The organism is Cryptosporangium aurantiacum, from assembly GCF_900143005.1.
Taxonomy (GTDB): domain Bacteria; phylum Actinomycetota; class Actinomycetes; order Mycobacteriales; family Cryptosporangiaceae; genus Cryptosporangium; species Cryptosporangium aurantiacum.
The window spans coordinates 486487-504913 of the sequence record NZ_FRCS01000006.1 but is presented as its reverse complement, the minus strand read 5'-3'; the positions used below and the strand labels follow the sequence as shown (position 1 = coordinate 504913).

17 protein-coding genes are annotated in these 18427 nt (G+C 70.4%); 5 read left to right on the top strand and 12 right to left on the bottom strand.

The genetic code is table 11. From position 1 onward, the window contains the following. The 4 genes from BUB75_RS22785 to BUB75_RS22770 form a co-directional block, all read right to left on the bottom strand. The coding region (locus BUB75_RS22785) for an MCP four helix bundle domain-containing protein (RefSeq protein ID WP_178379956.1) at positions 1-626 on the bottom strand (626 nt) is incomplete at its 3' end. 447 nt (positions 627-1073) lie between these two features. Next, positions 1074-1928 (bottom strand): SDR family NAD(P)-dependent oxidoreductase, encoded by an 855-nt coding sequence (locus tag BUB75_RS22780; protein WP_073259783.1) that lies wholly within the window; start codon positions 1926-1928, stop codon positions 1074-1076. A gap of 73 nt (positions 1929-2001) precedes the next feature. Further along, positions 2002-2886 carry a TIGR03619 family F420-dependent LLM class oxidoreductase gene (locus tag BUB75_RS22775; RefSeq protein WP_073259782.1) on the bottom strand — a complete coding sequence of 295 codons (885 nt, stop codon included), beginning with the start codon at positions 2884-2886 and terminating at the stop codon, positions 2002-2004. A gap of 77 nt (positions 2887-2963) precedes the next feature. After that, a complete protein-coding gene (locus BUB75_RS22770; protein ID WP_073259781.1) occupies positions 2964-3539 on the bottom strand; it encodes a TetR/AcrR family transcriptional regulator in 576 nt (191 codons plus the stop codon). A 117-nt stretch (positions 3540-3656) separates the two neighbouring features. Between BUB75_RS22770 and BUB75_RS22765 the strand changes: the two genes are divergently transcribed. Together BUB75_RS22765 and BUB75_RS22760 are read left to right on the top strand one after the other, a co-directional pair. Further along, complete coding sequence (locus tag BUB75_RS22765) at positions 3657-4472, top strand: SDR family oxidoreductase (protein ID WP_073259780.1); 816 nt, start codon at positions 3657-3659, stop codon at positions 4470-4472. 98 nt (positions 4473-4570) lie between these two features. Continuing rightward, positions 4571-5386, top strand: coding sequence for a mycofactocin-coupled SDR family oxidoreductase (locus BUB75_RS22760; RefSeq protein ID WP_073259779.1), 816 nt, complete (start codon positions 4571-4573; stop codon positions 5384-5386). 69 nt (positions 5387-5455) lie between these two features. On the opposite strand, the gene BUB75_RS22755 is transcribed toward BUB75_RS22760, so the two are convergent. Next, positions 5456-6016, bottom strand: a complete 561-nt coding sequence (locus BUB75_RS22755; RefSeq protein ID WP_073259778.1) for a TetR/AcrR family transcriptional regulator — start codon at positions 6014-6016, stop codon at positions 5456-5458. Positions 6017-6121: 105 nt separating this feature from the next. Here BUB75_RS22755 and BUB75_RS22750 point away from each other — a divergent pair, with 105 nt between their 5' ends. Next, positions 6122-6955 carry an oxidoreductase gene (locus tag BUB75_RS22750; RefSeq protein WP_073259777.1) on the top strand — a complete coding sequence of 278 codons (834 nt, stop codon included), beginning with the start codon at positions 6122-6124 and terminating at the stop codon, positions 6953-6955. 12 nt (positions 6956-6967) lie between these two features. Here BUB75_RS22750 and BUB75_RS22745 read toward each other — a convergent pair whose 3' ends face one another. Beyond that, a complete protein-coding gene (locus BUB75_RS22745) occupies positions 6968-8083 on the bottom strand; it encodes an MBL fold metallo-hydrolase (RefSeq protein WP_218617710.1) in 1116 nt (371 codons plus the stop codon). Between the two features lie 89 nt (positions 8084-8172). Then, positions 8173-9852: a thiolase C-terminal domain-containing protein gene (locus BUB75_RS22740; protein ID WP_073259776.1), complete on the bottom strand. Its 1680-nt coding sequence runs from the start codon at positions 9850-9852 to the stop codon at positions 8173-8175. Positions 9853-9992: 140 nt separating this feature from the next. Between BUB75_RS22740 and BUB75_RS22735 the strand changes: the two genes are divergently transcribed. Continuing rightward, positions 9993-11528: an AMP-binding protein gene (locus BUB75_RS22735; RefSeq protein ID WP_073259775.1), complete on the top strand. Its 1536-nt coding sequence runs from the start codon at positions 9993-9995 to the stop codon at positions 11526-11528. Between the two features lie 58 nt (positions 11529-11586). On the opposite strand, the gene BUB75_RS22730 is transcribed toward BUB75_RS22735, so the two are convergent. Genes BUB75_RS22730 through BUB75_RS22720 form a run of 3 tightly spaced genes read right to left on the bottom strand, consistent with a single transcriptional unit; the run spans position 11587 to position 15243 of the window. After that, entirely contained in the window at positions 11587-12696 is a 1110-nt protein-coding gene (locus tag BUB75_RS22730; RefSeq protein WP_073259774.1) for an NDMA-dependent alcohol dehydrogenase, read from the bottom strand. 22 nt (positions 12697-12718) lie between these two features. Then, entirely contained in the window at positions 12719-14191 is a 1473-nt protein-coding gene (locus BUB75_RS22725; protein WP_073259773.1) for an aldehyde dehydrogenase family protein, read from the bottom strand. 53 nt (positions 14192-14244) lie between these two features. Further along, complete coding sequence (locus BUB75_RS22720) at positions 14245-15243, bottom strand: hypothetical protein (protein ID WP_073259772.1); 999 nt, start codon at positions 15241-15243, stop codon at positions 14245-14247. A 117-nt stretch (positions 15244-15360) separates the two neighbouring features. Between BUB75_RS22720 and BUB75_RS22715 the strand changes: the two genes are divergently transcribed. Then, positions 15361-16182 (top strand): SDR family oxidoreductase, encoded by an 822-nt coding sequence (locus BUB75_RS22715; RefSeq protein WP_073259771.1) that lies wholly within the window; start codon positions 15361-15363, stop codon positions 16180-16182. 13 nt (positions 16183-16195) lie between these two features. On the opposite strand, the gene BUB75_RS22710 is transcribed toward BUB75_RS22715, so the two are convergent. Next, a complete protein-coding gene (locus BUB75_RS22710; RefSeq protein WP_073259770.1) occupies positions 16196-17230 on the bottom strand; it encodes an acyl-CoA dehydrogenase family protein in 1035 nt (344 codons plus the stop codon). Between the two features lie 10 nt (positions 17231-17240). Beyond that, on the bottom strand, positions 17241-18416 hold the full coding sequence (locus BUB75_RS22705; protein ID WP_073259769.1) for an acyl-CoA dehydrogenase family protein: 1176 nt from the start codon (positions 18414-18416) through the stop codon (positions 17241-17243). Positions 18417-18427: the final 11 nt, after the last annotated feature.

The following is an 18427-nucleotide window of genomic DNA, read 5'->3' as shown; positions in this document are numbered from 1 at the left end:
AGCGCGATGATCAGGCCGGCGACGATCAGCGCGGCGATCAGTGTCTTGGCGGCGTCAGCCTCCTCGTGAGCATCGGCGCTGGCGGCGCCTGCCTGCGACCGCTCCAGCGCGGTCAGCGTGTCCAGGGCGTCGTTCATCTTCTGTTCGGCGGCGAGCCAGGCTGCGGATTGGGCCTGGGGATCCGTGGGGACGGAGCCGTCGGAGGGCGCCGGGTCACCGAGGATCAAGACGTTGACCAGTGCTTTGTACGGGGTCCAGTTCTCGCTGAAGGTCTGGACGTTGTTCTTCCAGGCGGCCGAGGGGTCCGGGGTGGCGATGTAGGCCGCCCAGGCCTCGTCAACCGCGGCCTGGCCGGCCTTGGCTTCCTCCTCGGCCGCGGGCTGGGCCGCGGGTTGGCTGGCCTTGTAGACGAACAGGCCGCGGTAGGCGTCTGCGAGCCCGCCGCGGACGGCCACGAGGTTGTTCAGCCGTGCGATGTTGGTGGACTTGATGCCCTGGATCCGATCGTCGAGGCTGCCCATGCGTGACCAGGCCAGCCCGCCGATCACCAGCATGATCACGGCGACCACCGCCACCGTGGCGATGATCTTCGTGCCGACGCGCAAATCCGCGAACCGTGCGCCCATGTAGCTGCCCCCACACTCTCAGGCCCGCGCATCTGCGGACGCCGTGAGCCCGATCGGCACCACCGACGCGAACCTGAGCAATTGCGAGTCGCAGCACCCTGCTGGTCAAATTTGGCATACTCATTATGGCGAACGTCATCCCCGAAGCCCCGAAATCAACGGTCAGACGGGAGGAGTGCGGGGCTTCCGGCCTACCAACTCGTGCCGAACCTCGAGGTGGCTGCTCTGTGCGACATCGAGGCAGGCAAGGCGAGCATGTCCTGTACGCAAAACCCCTCTCTCATAGCCTCGATGCGGTCGTGACTTCGTACTCACCGCGAACGGGGCCTCGCCGGACACCGTCCTGGCCGGCTTCGACGACGCGCTGCGAGCGCAGGAGCTCGTCGAGTCGGTGATCGGCCCGGTCTCGTAGACGTACCGTCCGGCCCGCAGCGCCACCCTCCGCGCTTAGGCCAAGCCCAACACCTTGCGGGTGTCCAGGCGCTCATCGCCGTCGAACCGGGGTGCCTGCCGCTCGAAGGCGGCGCTGATCTCGGCGTGCCGCTCATCCGCCAGTTCGCGCACGGGCGGATGGGTCACGATGTAGAACTCCCCGGCCAGCACGCCCTCGACCACCTTGCGGCCTACCTCGTCGGCCGGGATGCCCATGTCGGCCGCCGGGCCGGTCGTGGGGCCGTCGGTGACCGGCCCGCCGAAGCGATCCGGACGATGACGCACCGCGCTGCCGAGGTCCGACGGGACGATGCCAGGGCAGAGGACGCTCACCTTCACGTGGTCCGGCAGTTCCCGACGTAACACGTCACTCAGGCCCAGCACCGCGTGCTTGCTCGCGGTGTAGATGCCGCCGTGCGTGTGCGGTACACCGAGACTGTTCTCCGAGCCCAGGTTGACGATGTGGGCCGGCGTGCCCTGCTCGACCAGCCGCTTCCCGAAGACGGAGCAGCCGTTCCAGACGCCGATGACGTTCACCTCGAGCGTCCACCGGACGTTCGCCTCGTCGGCGTCGATCACGGCCGCCGGCGGCGGGAAGATTCCGGCGTTGTTGACGACCACGTCGACCCGCCCGTAGGCGTTCCACGCCGCGTCGGCGAGCGCCTCGACCGAACGCCGGTCGGTCACATCGCAGGTCACCGCCAGACCGGGCGTCGCCAACTGTGCCGCCGCACTCTCCGCCGCGCTGCCCTTGATGTCCGCGACGACGACCGTCGCGCCTTCGTCGGCGAAGGCCTTGGCGATGCCCAGACCGATGCCACCGGCAGCGCCGGTGACGACCACGACTTGATCCTTGAACTGCCCGGCCATTTCGACGTTTCCTCTCGGACAACAGTGTCTGGTCGGATCGCACCACACCGCGTAGATGAGTGCAAGGAATAGATCAGAACGCGGCTTCTGCCAGCCGGTCCAGCGCGTCCGCCGCCTCCTGCGCCGAGGTGACCGTCGGCATCGAGATCAGCACGCGATCCGCGCCGGCGTCGGCCAACCCGGCGATGCGCGCCCGCAGCTCCGGTGCGCCTGCCCGGGAGAGCCCACGGGCGATCGCGGTGATCTGCAGCGCCGCGGGATCGCGTCCCGCTTCGACGGCGAGCTGGTCCAGCCGCCGGCGGCCGGCCGCGACCACTGCCGCGGCACCGGCAGCGGCCTCCCGGGTGACGAAGGCGGGGAGCCACCCGTCCGCGTAGTCGGCGATGCGGGTGAAGGTACGTTCCGAGGCTCCGGCTCCGATCAGAATCGGAGGATGGGGGACCGCCGCGGGCTTGGGAAACAACTGCACCGGTGGGACCCGGTAGAACTCGCCGTCGTAGGTCACGGTGTCCTGCGTCCAGAGTCGTCGCATGATTTTGATCGACTCCTCCGTCTGCGCCCACCGGCGATCCCAGTGGCCGCCGAGCAACTCGCACTCCACCCGGCTCCACCCCACGCCACAGCCGACGAGTAGGCGTCCCCGGCCGTAGTGGTCGAGGCTGGCGAGTTCCTTGGCGAACTGGACGGGATTGTGCTCAGGGACGAGGAACACGCCGCCGCCGAAGCGGATGGTCGTCGTCGCCGCGGAGATGCGGGACAGTGCGACAAGCGTGTCCTGGAAGAACGGGACCCCGTCGCGGTGGACGGCGTGACCGGCCTGCGCCACCGGGCGAATGGGGTGTTCGCCGTAGAACACCGACTCGAACCCGAGTTGCTCGGCGTGCCGGGCGACGACCGCGGCGTCGACGTCGGGGATCGGGTGCGGCGGGGACTGTGGCCGGCTGATGCCGATGTGCACGGGGAGTCGCTCCTCTCGAGCGGCGACGCCGACGATGGCCGCCAAGAAGAGGGTACTAAACAGGAGAGCTGGGAGGCCTATCGAGTCGGGACGGCGACTCCGGCGCCGGCCTGGTCCAGGCACTCGCGGAGACGCTGGAGGTACACGTCGAAGTCCTCCTCGGCCTTCCAGCTCTGGTAGGCGGTGGCGGACGCGGCGAGCGCCAGGTTCAGTTGCAGCGTCGCGGTCATCGGGTCGTCTCCATGGGCCCGGGTCACGATCCAGCTGTGCAGGTCGGCGCGCAGTTGTTCGCCGAATGCCTGGCTTGCTTGAGCCAGTGCGGGTGACTCCGCTTTGAGTCGGCGGTGCAGCGGCATGCGGTCGCGCAGCCGTTCGTTGACGTCCACCATGACGGCGGTCAGCGAGTCCCAGAGCGGCTCGTCGCTGCGTGCCTCCAAGAGGGCGCGCCACTGGTCGCGCGCTTCGGGGTCGTGGTCGAACAGGACCGCTTCTTTGCTCCCGAAGTAGTTGAAGAAGGTGGCCCGGGAGACGTTGGCGGCGGCTGCGATCTGCTCGATCGTGGTGGCCTCGTAGCCCTGCTCCTCGAACAGTCGCAGCGCGGCGTCGCTGATCGCGCGCCAGGCCGCCAGTTTCTTTCGCTCCCGCAGGTTCATCGATTCCTCCCCGGAGCATGATACGTCTTACACTCATCTAAACTTAGACTAGTCCAAGTTTAGAGCTAGGGTGGTGGCAGCGCCGCACGCAGCGCGTTCAGCCGTGAAGGGAAACCCATGAGCAAGGTCTGGTTCATCACCGGTACGTCCCGCGGCTTCGGCCGTTCCTTCGCCGAGTCCGCACTCGAGCGCGGCGACAAGGTCGCAGCCACGGTGCGCACCCTCAGCGCCCTGGACGACCTGGCCGCCAAGTACGGCGACGCTCTCCTGCCGCTCGCCCTCGACGTCACCGACAAGAACGCCGTCGAGGCCGCGGTGAAGGCCGCGCACGAGAAGTTCGGTCGCCTCGACGTAGTCGTCAACAACGCCGGCTACGGACAGTTCGGCGCGATCGAGGAGGTCACCGAGCAGCAGTTGCGGGACCAGTTCGAAACCAACGTCTTCGGCGTCTTCTTCGTGACCCAGGCGGTCCTGCCGATCCTGCGTGCGCAGGGCAGCGGGCACATCATCCAGGTCTCGAGCATCGGCGGCGTCTCCGCATTCGCCAACACCGGCGCGTACCACGCCTCCAAGTGGGCTCTGGAAGGCCTGTCCGAGTCGCTCGCGATGGAGGTCGCCCCGTTCGGCATCAAGGTGACGCTGGTCGAGCCGGGCGGCTTCGCCACCGACTGGGGCGGCTCGTCGGCGGTGCACGCCGAGCCCAACCCGGTCTACCAGCCGCTGCGGGATCTGCTCGTCGAGCAGCTCGGCAAGACCGAGTACGGCGACCCCACCGCCGCCGGCCACGCCTTGCTCCAGATCGTTGACGCGGAGAACCCGCCGCTGCGGGTGCTCTTCGGCAGCCAGCCCGTCGACATCGTCAAGTACGTCTACGGCCAGCGTCTGCAGACCTGGTCCGACTGGGAGCACGTCGCCCACGCCGCCCAGGGCTGACCCATGCCCGGCCGCCTCGCACCCGCCCGCTCAGGGCGATCGCGAGGCGGCCGATCAGTGTTTACGCTCCGCAACCGCACAGAGGAAGGACCGCGAACATGGCTGGACGAGTCGAGGGCAAGGTCGCGTTGATCACCGGCGCGGCACGAGGGCAGGGGCGCGCGGACGCCGTGCGGCTTGCTCAGGAAGGCGCGGACATCATCGCGGTCGACATCGCCGGCCCGCTGCCGGGCGTCGACTACGACTCGCCGACGCCCGAGGACCTGGCGGAGACGGTAGGTCTGGTCGAGAAGCTCGATCGGCGGATCGTCTCGGCGAAGGTCGACGTCCGCGACGCTGCGGCGCTCAAGGCCGCGATCGACTCCGGGGTGGCCGAGCTGGGCCGGCTGGACGTGATCGTGGCCAACGCCGGGATCTGTATCCCGCGGCCCTGGGACAAGGTCACTCCGGAGATTTACCAGAACACGATCGACACCAACGTCACCGGTGTATGGAACACGGTGATCGCCGGCGCGCCGTACCTCGTCGAGGCCGGTGGCGGATCGGTCATCATCATCAGCTCCGCGGCGGGGCTGAAGGTGCAGCCGTTCATGGTTCCGTACACGACCAGCAAGTGGGCGGTGCGCGGGATGGCCAAGGCGTTTGCCGCCGAGTTGGGCCAGCACAACATCCGGGTCAACAGCGTGCACCCGACCGGGGTGAACACACCGATGGGCACGGGCGACATGCAGACGGTGCTCGGTGAGGCGATCGCCGGCTACCCCCGGCTGGGCGGCATGTTCACCAACATGTTGCCGGTCGAGGGCACCGAGCCCGAGGACGTGGCGAATACGGTGCTGTTCCTCGCCTCGGACGAGTCGAAGTTCATCACCGCGCACGAACTGGCGCCGGACGCCGGCAACACCGAGTTCTGACCCGCCTGACCCCTTCCGGGCGGCGGGGCCGCGGGTGCGGCCCCGCCGCCCGTGCGCGTCTCGCGGAGGTCACCGCGGGATGCTGATCGAGCGGAGGGCGAGGGCCAGCCAGCGGGCGCGCACCGGGGGCGGCTGGTCGGTGGGCGCGGTGTTGACCAGCAGGTAGATGTCGCCGACGGTGACGTCGGGGTAGATGTCGCCCTCGGTCTGGCCGGCGCGGATGAGCTGCGTCATGGCTGCCTCCGCGCGTTGCTCGGCGTCCGGGGCGCCGACGTAGGCCCCGAGGCTCTTGGCGGCGGCCTTCGCTGCGTGGTTGACGGCGGCTGCGTCGAGGACGCGCCCCAGGAATCCAGCGATCTCGTCGGCGGCGCGCGCGCCTTCGCTGACGCGCCGACCGGCTGCTTCGGCGTCCGCCGCCGTCTGGTCGGTGAAGTCGCCGAGCACGGCTGCGATCAGCTCAGTTTTGTTGGGGAAGTGCCGGTAGAGCGTACCCACCGCCACGCCGGCGGCGGCGGCGATCTCGTCCATGCCCACCTCGACGCCGTGCGCGCTGATCTGGTCTCTGGCGGCCGCCAGGATCTTGGCGCGGTTGCGGATCGCGTCGGCGCGCAGGGGGCGCGAAGGTGTCATTCGGTTGCTCCTGGGTTGCGCGGCCGAGTGCGGGGTTGGCATTAACGTGAACTATGGTTCATGATGAAGATGAACTAAGTTCATCTTAGCCGAATGAGGTGCGCAATGAATAAGACAGCCCTGGTCACCGGTGCTTCGTCCGGCATCGGTGAGGCCACCGCCCGCAAGCTCCAGGAGTTGGGCTTCATCGTCTACGGCGCGGCCCGCCGCCTCGACCGGCTGGAGAAACTCGCTGCGGACGGCATCCGGCCGCTGGCGATGGACGTCACCGACGACGACTCGATGCGGACCGGCGTCGAGCAGATCATCGCCGAGACCGGCCGCGTCGACGTGCTGGTGAACAACGCCGGCTATGGCTCGTACGGCGCGATCGAGGACGTGCCGCTGGCCGAGGCGCGTCAGCAGTTCGAGGTCAACGTCTTCGGGGCCGCTCGCCTCGCCCAGCTCGTCCTGCCGCACATGCGCGAGCAGGGCAGCGGAACCATCGTCAACGTCACGTCGATGGGCGGGAAGCTCTACACCCCGTTCGGCGGCTGGTACCACGGCACCAAGTTCGCTCTCGAGGCGATCAGCGACTGCCTGCGCCTGGAGGCCAAGCCGTTCGGCGTCGACGTGGTCGTGATCGAGCCGGGCGGTATTCAGACCGAATGGGGTGGCATCGCCGCGGAGAAGCTCAAAGAGTCCTCCGGGCGCGGCGCCTACGCACGGCAGGCCCGCGCGGTCGCCGGCGGCATGGCGGCGAACGCCGACAGCGGTCGCAACTCCTCGCCGCCGTCGGTCATCGCCGACGCGATCGGCAAGGCCGTGACCGCCCGGCGTCCGAAGACCCGTTACGCGGTCGGGTTCGGCGCTCGCCCGCTGATCGCCGTGCGTCGGATCGTGTCCGACCGCGTCTTCGACAGCCTCATCTCCCGGGCGTCCGGCGTGCCCGCGAAGTAGGTACGCCGGCGCTCAGGCCAGGAGCTGCCACCAGCCGTCGACCTGCGGCGGCGCGTCGACGTCGACGCGCTCGCCCGGTCGCGGCACGGCCAGCCGGACCTCACGCGCTTTGGCCTCCTTCCAGAGGCGGTCGGCCGGCTCCGCCCAGTCGTGGAGGGCGAGGTTGAACGTGGCCCAGTGCAGCGGGATCAGCAGCTCACCGCGGACGTCGCGGTGCGCGACCACCGCCTCTTCCGGCGTCATGTGGATGTCCGGCCAGCTCGGCCCGTACGCGCCGACCTGCATCAGCGTGACGTCGAACGGGCCGTGGGTCGCACCGATGGCGGCGAAGTCCGGGAAATAGCCGGTGTCACCGGTGTAGAAGACGCGCCGTTTCGCGCCGGCCACCACCCACGAGGCCCACAGCGTGTTGTCCCGGGAGAACGCGCGGCCCGAGAAGTGGCGGGCCTCGGTCGCGGTGAACCGCACTCCCGCGACGACGACGCTCTCGTCCCAGTCCAGCTCCACGATGCGGTCAGCGGGGACACCCCACCGCTCCAGATGCGCGCCGATGCCGAGCGGCACCAGGAACGGCACCTCCTGCAGCCGGACCAACCCCCGCACGGTCGGCCCGTCCAGATGGTCGTAGTGGTCGTGGGAGATGACCACCGCGTCGACTCGCGGCAACTGGGCCAGCGGCACCGGGTTCGGGTGCAACCGACGTGGTCCGACGAGGGACGACGGCGAGCAACGCTCGCTCCAGACCGGGTCGAACAGGACCCGGCATCCTTCGATCTCCACCAGCGCCGAGGAGTGGCCGTACCAGGTGACGTGCAGCCCGTCGGGGGAGAGCACGTCGGCGGCGGCAGTGGTCACGACCGGCACCGAGCCGGCCGGATGCCTGCGGTGCCGGCTCGCCGCCCACTCCCGAAGCATTTTCAGCGCCTGACCGCTGGAGAGCACGCTGGCCGGCACGCGGTTGCGGAACGCTCCGCCGCGGTACTGCGGCGAGCGTCGTACCCGCTCGGCCCGCTCACCCGACGGCCTCGCACCGAGCTCGCCCAGAACGTCTCGCGCCGCCCAGAGGATCGCGCTGACTCCGGCCACCGCGGCGGCCCCGGCGATCCCGCGTCGAGTGCTGCTCTTCACGAGGTGCCCCCCTCATATGTCCCGGATCGTTGCTTCTCCCTCATCATCTCCACTCCGAGCCGATGCGAAGCCGGGGCCCCCGCGTCCGGTCACGCGGATCGCAGCAGCAACGCGCACGACGGCACCCCGCCGCCGTTGGTCACCACGGCGACCCGGGCATCCGGCACCTGACGGGCGCCCGCCTGCCCCCGTAGCTGGAGCATCGCCTCCCGGACGAACCCGTAACCGTGCAGCCTGCCGGCGGACAACTGGCCGCCGTGCGGGTTGAGCGGTAGTGCTCCGTCCGGCGCGATGGTCTTGCCGCCCGCCACGAAGTCCGTGGCCTCGCCGGGTCCGCAGAACCCGAGTCCTTCGAGCCACGACACGGCGTTGAAGGTGAACCCGTCGTAGAGCAGCGCCACGTCGACGTCGGTCGGCCGGAGGTCGGTGCGGGTCCACAGGTGGGCGGCCGGCCCCTGGGACTGGGGGAGGTGGTCGAGGGTGTCCTGGTCCCAGGACAGCCGCTCGAGGATCTGCGTGCCGACGGCCTCCACCAGGACGGGACGCGTGGGTAGATCCGCCGCGGTCTCGACCGCGGACACGACCACCGCGGTGGCACCGTCCACCGGGACGTCACAGTCGTAGAGTCCGAACGGTGTCGACACCGGCCGCGCCGCGAAGTAGTCGTCGAGCGTGATCGGTTCCCGGTAGACCGCCTCGGGATTCCGGGCGGCGCCGGCCCGCGCGGTCACCGCGATGTGTCCGAAGACCTCCCGCCCGACGGCGTAACGGTGCAGGTAGTGCGACGCGTGCATCCCGATCCACTGGGCGGCCGACGAGGCGCCGAAGGGCAGCCGCCACTCCGACAGCCCGGTCGCCCGTGCCTGCGGCTCCGCCCATCGACCGGACCGCTGGAGCGCGGTGAGCGACGACTCCCACACCGTGCGGAAGCAGAGCACGTGCCGGCAGAGCCCGGAGGCGACCGCGAGCATCGCGGTGATGATCGATCCCGACTGCCCGGGAACCTCCCCGGCGCCGTTGACCCACACCGGGGCCAGCCCCAGCGCCTGCGATACCGGCGTGACGCCCCCCTCGGTCATCCCGATGTGGGCGGACGGGCCGGGGTAGGTGGACAGGCCGTCGATATCAGCGAGGGTCAGACCGGCGTCGGCGACCGCGGCCCGGCAAGCCTCGACGGTGAGCGCGAGCGGGTCCACCATGAGCCGCCGGCCCACCCGGGACTGGCCCACCCCGGTCAGCGCCACCCGGTCCTCGAAGCGGGTCGCCCGGCCGGCGGCGGTGGTGCGTCGCAGCGCGGGGGTGAGGTCACGGGGTTCGGGCAGCGGCCCGGGCCCCTGCTCGCGCTCGGTGTCCGGGTCCGGTTCGAAGTCGGGGATCCAGACGTCCCCCTCCGGGGACGGGCGATGGTCGAACCGTACGCGCACCCGCATGCCGATGCGGACGTCGTCCGGCGGACAGCCGACCACGTTCGTCGTCAGGCGGGCCTCCGGGGACTCCTCGATCGCCACGATCGCGATCGCGAACGGGGGAGGGAAGGACCGTAGCCAGGCTTGGCGGGTGACGGTCACCGCCACCACCGTGCCGCGCCCGCTCGTCGGCTCGAGCCCGATCTCGGTGCTGCCGCACGTGGGACAGCACGGCATCGGCGGATGGAACCAGCGCCGGCAGCCCGAACAACGCGACATGCGCAACGTGCCGTCGGCGCCGGACGACCAGAAGGCGGCGGTCGCCAGGGTCGGCTGCGGCAGGGGGCGATCGTCTCCGGTCACGCTGTCTCCCTCACCCGGCCGGCAACTCCTCCTTGTTGGGGGAGGTGACCTACGCTACATTGAACACTCTATCAGTCAATATCGCGCCGTCAGTGAATCCTCCCGGCAGCGTGGCCCGGGCGAGACTTGAAGGAACTGACATGCATCGACGTGACGACGTCGTCCTGCGGGACGTGGTCGAACGCAACGCGCTCGAGACGCCTGACCGTGAGTGTTTGATCGTGGAGCCGGAGGGCACGAGCTGGACCTGCGCCTCGGCTCGCGACGAGGGGTACCGGGCGGCCAACGCGCTCCGGACGCTCGGTGTCGCCCGGGGCGACCGTGTGATGATCATGCTGCCCAACGGGTCCGACTGGATCCGGGCGTGGCTCGGCGTGTCGTTCCTGGGCGCCGTCGTCGTCCCGGTCAACGTCTCCTACCGAGGCCCGCTGCTGGCGTACCTCGTGCGGGACACCGCGCCCGTCCGCATCATCAGCGCGGGGGCACTGGCAGAGCGGTTCGCGGAGATCGACGGCGCACCCCAGCTCCTCGTCGACCCCGCGGTGCTGCGGGAAGGCTCCGTCGAGCCGCCGGCGCTGACCGCCCCGCTGGAGGCGTGGGACCTGGCAGCCGTCAACTACACGTCCGGTACCACCGGAGACTCCAAGGGCGTGCTCACGACCTACACCCAAGTCCGCGCGACCGGTACGCCGTGGGAAGACCGGTTGGAGCCCGGCGACACCTATCTGTCGGTGATGCCGATGTTCCACATCTCCGGCACGGTCCCGCTCACCGCGGTGTGGGCGCTCCGGGGCAACTTCGTCCTCTGCAGTCACTTCGAGGGCAAGCGCTTCCTCGACATCGCCCGCCGCTACGGCACCACGATGGCGTTCCTGCTCGGCCCCATGGCGGGGTACCTCGCGTCGTTGCCCCCCACCCCCTCCGACGCCGACAACCCGATCCGCCGGATGATCGTGGTGCCGCTGCCCGCAGACGTCGACGGCTTCCTCCAGCGGTACGGGATCGAGGAGCTCTGCCAAGTCCACGCGATGACCGAGTTGCCGCCGCCGGTCGTCACCCGCGGCCGGATCACAGATCCCACCTCGTGCGGCCCGGTGTCGGCCGGGTTCGAGTTACGGGTCGTCGACGAGCACGACATCCCGGTTCCCACGGGTGAGCCCGGCGAGCTGATCGTTCGAGCTCAGGATCCGTGGGTGATCACCCATGAGTACCTGAACAAGCCGGAGGAGACGGCCAGGGCCTGGCGGAACGGCTGGTTCCACACCGGCGACCAGGTGCGGCTGGACGAGCGGGGCGAAGTGCACTTCGTCGACCGGATCAAAGACGCGATCCGCCGGCGGGGCGAGAACATCTCCAGCCTCGAGGTCGAGCGGGAGATCGTCCGCCATCCCGCGGTCAGGGAAGCCGCGTGCGTCCCGGTGCCGGCGGAGTTCGGCGAGGACGAAGTCATGGCCTATCTCCTGCTGGGCGAGGACGCCACGATCGACCTTCCCGAGCTGGTGGCGTTCCTGTCGCAGCGGCTGGCGCACTTCGCGGTGCCCCGGTACTTCGAACTGGTCGACGAGCTGCCCCGCACGCCGACGATGAAGGTACGCAAGACCGACCTGCGTAAGCGGGGAGTGTCGGAGGCCACCTGGGACCGGGAGGCGGCCGGGATCACGCTACGCCGCGCCTGACCGTTCGAGAAAAGCACCTCGCTTCCCGGCCGGGAAGCGAGGTGCTTTTCGTGATGCGTCAGCGGTAGCGAATCGCTCCGCGGACCGTGGTGCCGGCGTGCATGGCCGCGAACCCCTCGTTGATCTGCGCGAGCGTGAACTCCTGGGTGATCATCTCGTCCAGCCGCAGCGCGCCGCTGCGGTAGAGATCCACCAGCCGCCGGAAGTCGTCCTGCGGGTTCGCCTCTCCGTAGACGTGCCCGAGAAGGCGCTTGTTCGACATCGCGAAATCGAACAGTGACACCGCCGCGGTCGTCTCGGCGAGCGGGGCGACCGAGGTGATCACGCACCGGCCACCCTTGGAGGTGAGAGCGAGCGCCTGGCCGAGCAACTCGCCGTGCATCACGCCCACGGTGATGAGGACGACGTCCGCCATCACACCGTGCGTCAGGTCGCGGACCAGGCCGGTGGCGTCCTCGACGCTCGCGGCGGAGTGCGTGGCACCGAACTCCGCGGCGCGCCGTCGCCGGTACTCACCCGGCTCCACGGCCACGATCGTCGACGCCCCCGCGATCCGGGCGCCCTGCACCGCGCTGGTGCCGACACCGCCCACTCCGATCACGACCACCACGTCGCCCGGCTGTACCCGGCCGACCTTCGTCGCGGCGCCGACGCCGGTCGTCACGCCGCAGCCGATCAGCGCCGCGACCTCGAGCGGCACGTCCGCGTCGATCGCGACGACCTGGGTCTCCGAGACCGTCGTGTAGGGCGAGAACGTGCCCAGCTGGCAGAAGGCGCCGATGTCCTCGCCCTTGAGGTGGCGCCGGTAGGTGCCGTCCGGGGCGTATCCGGTGAGCGCGAACGCGCCCAGATCGCACAGGTTGGCCCGGCCGGTCACACACCAGCGGCACTGCCCGCAGCTGGGTACCGGGTGCAGGATGACGTGGTCACCCTGCTTCACCCGGGTCACCTGCGACCCGACGTCGACCACCACTCCGGCACCCTCGTGGCCGGCGACCATCGGTCCGGGCAGCGGGACGTCGCCGGTGACCAGGTGGTCGTCGGAGTGGCACAGGCCGGAGGCGGTCAGCTCGACCAGCACCTCGCGCTCGCGGGGCGCGTCCAGCTCGATTTCCTCGATCTTGTACGGCTCACCCACGCCGTACAGGACGGCGGCGTCGACCTTCATCGGCGGCTCCCTCTCCGACTCGTCACAGCTTGACCAGGACGCTCTTGTGCTCGGTGTAGGCGTCGAGCGCGGCGGTGCCGAACTCCCGCCCGATCCCCGACTGCTTGAACCCACCGAACGGAACGGTGGCGGAGAGGTCCCCGTAGGTGTTGACCCAGACCACTCCGGCCCGCAGCGACGCCGCGACCCGGTGGGCACGCGAGAGGTCCCGTGTCCAGACACCCGCGCCGAGACCGAAGTTGGTGTCGTCGGCCAGTCGCAGGACCTCGGACTCGTCGTCGAACGGGATCACGGTGACGACGGGGCCGAAGATCTCCTCGCGGGCGATGCGCATCGTGTTGTCGGCGCCGGCGAAGACGGTCGGCCGCACGAAGTACCCCCGGTCGCCGACCCGGTCGCCGCCGTGGGCGAGGGTGGCCCCGCCCGCGACACCGGCCTCGATGTAGCCCCGCACGCGGTCGAACTGCGCGGCGGACACGAGCGGACCGAGCTGCGTCGCCGGATCGAACCCGTCGCCGACCACCATCTGCGCCGAGCCCGCCGCGAGCGCCTCGACGACGGCGTCGTGGATGGGGCGTTCCACGAACAGCCGGGTTCCGGCGAAGCAGACCTGCCCGGAGTTCGCGAAGACGGCCATCAGCGCGCCGGGGATCGCCGCCTCGAGGTCGGCGTCGGCGAAGAGGATGTTGGGGCTCTTCCCGCCCAGCTCCAGGGTCACCCGCTTCAACGTCGCGGCCGCCTCGCGCTGGATCAGCTTGCCGGTCGCCGTGGAGCCGGTGAAGGCGATCTTGTCGACGCCGGGGTGCGCGACGAGCGCGGCGCCCACGTCGCCCGGTCCCTGGAGGACGTTGACCACCCCCGGGGGTATCCCGGCCTCCAGGCACAGTTCGGCGATCCGGACGGCAGTCAGGGGTGTCTGCTCAGCCGGCTTGGCGATCACGGTGTTGCCGCAGGCCAGTGCCGGGACGATCTTCAGCAGTGGATTGGTCACCGGAGCGTTCCACGGGGCGATGCCCGCGCACACGCCGACCGGCTCCCGGCGGGTGTAACCGAAGATCGGGTCGTCGGTGGCGAGCACGGTGCTCTCCACCTTCGTCGGCCACCCGGCGAAGTACCGGATCATCGCCACGGCCGAGCCGATCTCGTACTGCGCGAACGCGAGCGGCATGCCGTTCTCGAGCACGTCGAGGGCGGCCAGCTCGGCAGTGGCGCCTTCCACCAGATCGGCCAGCCGGTGGAGAACCGCCTCGCGGCGGGCCCGTGGCAGGCCGCTCCACCGGCGGTCGGCGAAGGCGGCCCGGGCGGCCGTGACGGCGCGGTCGACGTCCTCGGTGCCGGCCCTGGCGACCTGGCCGAGTTCCTCCTCGGTGGTGGGATCGATGACGGTGAACCGCTCGCCGCGGGCGGCGTCGACGAGCTCACCGTCGATGAGCAGCCGGCCCGGCCGGTCCCGGAAGCGTTCGGCGGCGGCGGAGCGGGACAGGGTAGCGGTCATCGGCTCTCCTTTGAACCAGGCTCTCCTCGAACGGGGACGCGAGCGGAAGACGCTCAGGAGGTCGGGTCGAAGAACTTCGGGTAGGACTCGCTCCACGCGTTGTTGACGACGACCGCGCGCTTCTCGTCCTCGAGGGTCACCAGGCCCTCACGCCACCGGGGACCGTCCTCGAACGGGGAGGGGGGCATCCGGCCGCCGTCGGGGTGGATCGGTCGCCAGACCCAGACGCCGTCGTCGCCGAGGTCGTGCCGTGCGTGGGCGTAGTAGCCCTGATCGTCCAGCTCCACCTCACCCGGGATGGCCGTCTGCAGAACCGGCGGACCGTCGGTGCGCTGGATGAGCGCGAGGCGGAAGTTCTCGTTGCTCCAGATCAGGTGTCCGGCGTGGACGGCGCCGTCCTCGAACTCGGTGACGAACGCGGTCCACGCGCTCTCCAGACCGTGCAGATAACGGCTGGCCACCCAGGAGTGCCCCTGGCGCAGGTAGACCTCGTCGTGGAAGAAGTAACCGCGGGCCGGCCGGCCGTCCACGACGGCCTCGGGGCAGCGGTAGACCCGTGAGGTGTAGACCAGCGGTTCCTCGGCGTCCGGAATGGCGTACTGCATCACCTCGCCGATCAGCGTGCCCTCGGCCTCGACGAAGCCGCGGTCGCGCCACCGCGCCGATGTGGTGTCCTCAACGAACACGAAGCGCGGGTCGGGCTCGGGATGCCACCAGCCGTAGCGGCCGTCCGCGTCGCGCCCGACCTCGCAGATGCCGCGGTGGGCACGGTTCGCCGATCCGCGGTGGGCCAGCACGGCATCCGGCTTGTCGGCTTCGTAGTAGAAGAGGCTGACCGCGACCTCGTCGCGGATATGGCGCTGCGGAGCGGCGCGATATCCGTCCTCGGTGACGAACGCCCCATAGAGGTAGTGCCCGACGAGGGGAAGCCCCATGACCGTGGTCTCGTTGCGAATCGCTCGCTCGGGGTCCGGGGCGGCCAGCCCGACGACCGGCTGGAAACCGAAGGAGCCGACGGATCGGGTGACAGGGCGCCGATCGCTGCGGGTCATCGTTCCTCCTGTATAGGTGTGAATCTAATGACATCGTGTCAGTCTCTGACTATGGCGTCTAGTCTTTGGCGAGGGTGGCGAACGGCCGCCCGGCGAGGGAGGACGACTGTGGTAACGATGGCGGGCCGGGTAGCGCTGGTCACCGGCGGCGGAACCGGCCTGGGGCTCGGTATCGCCCGCGAGTTGGCGAGGGAAGGCGCACATGTGGTCCTCGCCTCCCGGCGCGCCGAACATCTGGAGGCCGGGGTCCGGGTGATCACCGAGGACGGTGGATCCGCGAGTGCCCGCGTGGTCGACATCCGCGACGCCGATGCGGTGCAGGCACTGGTCGCCGACGTGGTGGACGCCCACGGCAGGCTGGACGTGCTGGTCAACAACGCCGCGGGCAACTTCGTGGTGCCGGCCGAGGACTACACCCCCAACGGCTGGCGGACGATCGTCGACATCGTCCTGACCGGGACTTTCCTGTGTTCCTGGGCCGCTGCGCGGCACTGGATCGCGCGGGGGTACGGCGGCTCGATCATCAACATCGTGTCGACGCACATCTACAGCGGCTGCCCCGGCGTGGCCGCGTCGGCTGCGGCCAAGGCCGGCGTCGCCAACCTCACCCAGACGCTGGCCGTCGAGTGGGGCGCGCACGGTATCCGGGTCAACGCGATCGCACCCGGCGTCTTTCCGAACCCCACGGTGCAGGCGCAGATGCACGCGGAGGAGTCGCTCGACGCTGCCCGCGAGCGAGCGGCGCGTACGGTGCCGCTCGGCCGGGCGGGTGAGGTCCACGAACTGGGCCGTGCCGCGGTGTTTCTGGCCTCCGACGACGCCGCCTACGTCACCGGTCACACCCTCGTGGTCGACGGGGGCAACTGGCTGCGCCGCGGCCACCTGATGCCGGAATACCAGACGGTCCCCCAGCAGATGGTGGCGCGCGGGCTCCGCTGAGCCAGGCGTCCGTTCAGCCGGGAGCCGGCTCGGTCAGCAGCCGTCCGGCGTGCACCGGGCCGGCTCCGAACCGGTGCTCCAGCAGCCGGGCACGACGCAGGAACAGGTGTGCGCCGCTCTCGTCGGTGAATCCCATTCCGCCGTGGTTCTGCACGTCGTCCGCGGCGTTGTCGACCGCGGCGGCGGTGGCGACCAGCTTGGCGGCGGCGGCCTGGAACGCGGCGTCCTCCCGTCCTTCAGCCAGCACGAGCCCGGCATAGATGGTCTGCGCCGTCGCGGACTCGCAGCGAACGCCCATCTCGGCGCACCGGTGGGCGACGGCTTGGAACGCGCCGATCGGCCGGCCGAACTGACGGCGGGTGCCGGCGTACGCCACCGAGCGGTCCCGTGCGGCCTCGGCGACGCCGCACGACGTCGCCGCGGTCAGTACTTCCGCACGCCACCGCAGTGCCGGATAGCGGCCGTGCACCACCGGCCGGGCGCCGTCGAGATCGGCCAGCGTCAGCCGCACACCGCGGTCGAGCCCCTGCACCAGGGTCGTCGGAGGCAGGTCCGCAGCGCGCAGCAGCGCGAAGTCGGACTCCACGACGGCCAGCACGTAGCGGGCGCCGGGCCGGTCGGACACCAGGAACCGGCCGCTCACCGCGGCGCCGCCGCGAGCGCGCGGATCCCGGAAGGGCTCCGCGAGGGCGGCCGGGGCGTCGTCGCCCGTCAGCTCCGCCACCAGGGCGGTGTTCCCCGCCGCCGCCGCGAGGTGTGCTGCCAGCACCGTGGATACGACCGGGCCGGGAGTGAGGCGCCGCCCGAGCTCGCGGGCCACCAGCAGCTCTTCGGCGATCCCGTAGCCTGCGCCGCCTGCCTCCTCGCTCAGGCCCAGCCCGAACAGGCCCAGCTCGGCGAACCCCGCCCACGCGGCTCGGCTGACGGGACGAGCGTCACCGGGCTCGTCGTTGTGCGCCCGCACCCGATCGAGCGGCAGGCGATCGTCGAGGAACGCGCCGATGGCGTCGACGATCTGTCGTTCTTCGACGTCGGGAAGCAGATCCATCGGGGCTCCCTCAGCTCGCGCGGGGCAGGCCGAGGACCCGCTCCGCGATGATCGTGCGCTGGATGTCCTTGGTGCCCGCGGCGATGGTCGAACGCAGGCTGTTGAGGTAGGCATGGGTCCACCGGCCGTCGCCGTCGCGACCGCCGAGCACGGCGCCGTCGCCGACGACGTCCATCGCCAGCCGGTAGACGCGCTGCCACACGGTGCTGTAGTGGTACCGCAGCATCGAGCCCTCCGGACCCGGCGCTCCGCTGCGCGCGATCCGGGAGATGCCGAGGTACGTCATCGCCCGTAGCGACGCGACTTCGGCGCGGACCCTGGCCAGCTCGCGCGCGATGCCGTCGTCGGAGATCGCGGGGCGTGCGCCGTCCGGGCCGGGAAGCACCCGGGCCGCGTCGAGCAAGTCCTCGACTTGCCGGGCGAGCTCGATCTGCTCGGCCATGAACGCGGTGCCGCGCTCGAACGACAGCGTCGACATCGCCACCGACCAGCCCGCGTTGATCTCGCCCACCACGTTCGCCAGCGGAATCCGGACGTCGTCGTAGAAGACTTCGCAGAAATCCAGTTCGCCGTTGAGCGTCGGGATGGGACGGATGGTGATTCCGGGGGACCGCATGTCGCACACGACCCAGCTGATGCCGCGGTGTTTCGGCGCCTGCGGGTCGGTCCGGACCAGCAGCTCCTGATAGTCGGCGACGCTCGCGTAGCTGGTCCAGATCTTGGTGCCGTTGACGACGAGGTCGTCTCCGTCGACGACGGCGCGGGTCGAGAGAGAGGCGAGGTCGGATCCGGCGCCGGGCTCGCTGAATCCCTGGCACCAGATGTGTTCGCCGCGCAGGATCGGAGGCAGGTACGCGGCCTTCTGCGCAGCCGTCGCGCGGCTGATCAGCGTGGGCCCGGCATGGGCGAGCCCCACGAAGCAGGTGCCCAGCGGTGGTGCCTCGGCACGGGCGTACTCCTCGTACCAGATCATCTGCTCCAGCAGATCGAGCCCGCGCCCGCCGTACTCGGTGGGCCACGCGATGCCCGCCCAGCCGCCGTCGTACTGGGTTCGCTGCCAGGCCAGGTCGTACTCCCGGCGCTCGGCCAGGTCGAGCGGGCGCGCCTGTTTGGGTACGTGTTCGGCGAGCCAGGAGCGCACCTGTTCCCGGAAGTCGCGTTCCGCCGCGGTCAGCGCGAGGTCCACCGTCCAACTCC

What these genes read in the sequence shown, in the direction of transcription:
- BUB75_RS22755 (WP_073259778.1), bottom strand. Translation starts at nt 6,016, where the DNA reads ATGACACCTTCGCGCCCCCTGCGCGCCGACGCGATCCGCAACCGCGCC.
- BUB75_RS22715 (WP_073259771.1), top strand. Translation starts at nt 15,361, where the DNA reads ATGGCGGGCCGGGTAGCGCTGGTCACCGGCGGCGGAACCGGCCTGGGG.
- BUB75_RS22770 (WP_073259781.1), bottom strand. Translation starts at nt 3,539, where the DNA reads ATGAACCTGCGGGAGCGAAAGAAACTGGCGGCCTGGCGCGCGATCAGC.
- BUB75_RS22765 (WP_073259780.1), top strand. Translation starts at nt 3,657, where the DNA reads ATGAGCAAGGTCTGGTTCATCACCGGTACGTCCCGCGGCTTCGGCCGT.
- BUB75_RS22780 (WP_073259783.1), bottom strand. Translation starts at nt 1,928, where the DNA reads ATGGCCGGGCAGTTCAAGGATCAAGTCGTGGTCGTCACCGGCGCTGCC.
- BUB75_RS22750 (WP_073259777.1), top strand. Translation starts at nt 6,122, where the DNA reads ATGAATAAGACAGCCCTGGTCACCGGTGCTTCGTCCGGCATCGGTGAG.
- BUB75_RS22710 (WP_073259770.1), bottom strand. Translation starts at nt 17,230, where the DNA reads ATGGATCTGCTTCCCGACGTCGAAGAACGACAGATCGTCGACGCCATC.
- BUB75_RS22730 (WP_073259774.1), bottom strand. Translation starts at nt 12,696, where the DNA reads ATGAAGGTCGACGCCGCCGTCCTGTACGGCGTGGGTGAGCCGTACAAG.
- BUB75_RS22725 (WP_073259773.1), bottom strand. Translation starts at nt 14,191, where the DNA reads ATGACCGCTACCCTGTCCCGCTCCGCCGCCGCCGAACGCTTCCGGGAC.
- BUB75_RS22720 (WP_073259772.1), bottom strand. Translation starts at nt 15,243, where the DNA reads ATGACCCGCAGCGATCGGCGCCCTGTCACCCGATCCGTCGGCTCCTTC.
- BUB75_RS22735 (WP_073259775.1), top strand. Translation starts at nt 9,993, where the DNA reads ATGCATCGACGTGACGACGTCGTCCTGCGGGACGTGGTCGAACGCAAC.
- BUB75_RS22760 (WP_073259779.1), top strand. Translation starts at nt 4,571, where the DNA reads ATGGCTGGACGAGTCGAGGGCAAGGTCGCGTTGATCACCGGCGCGGCA.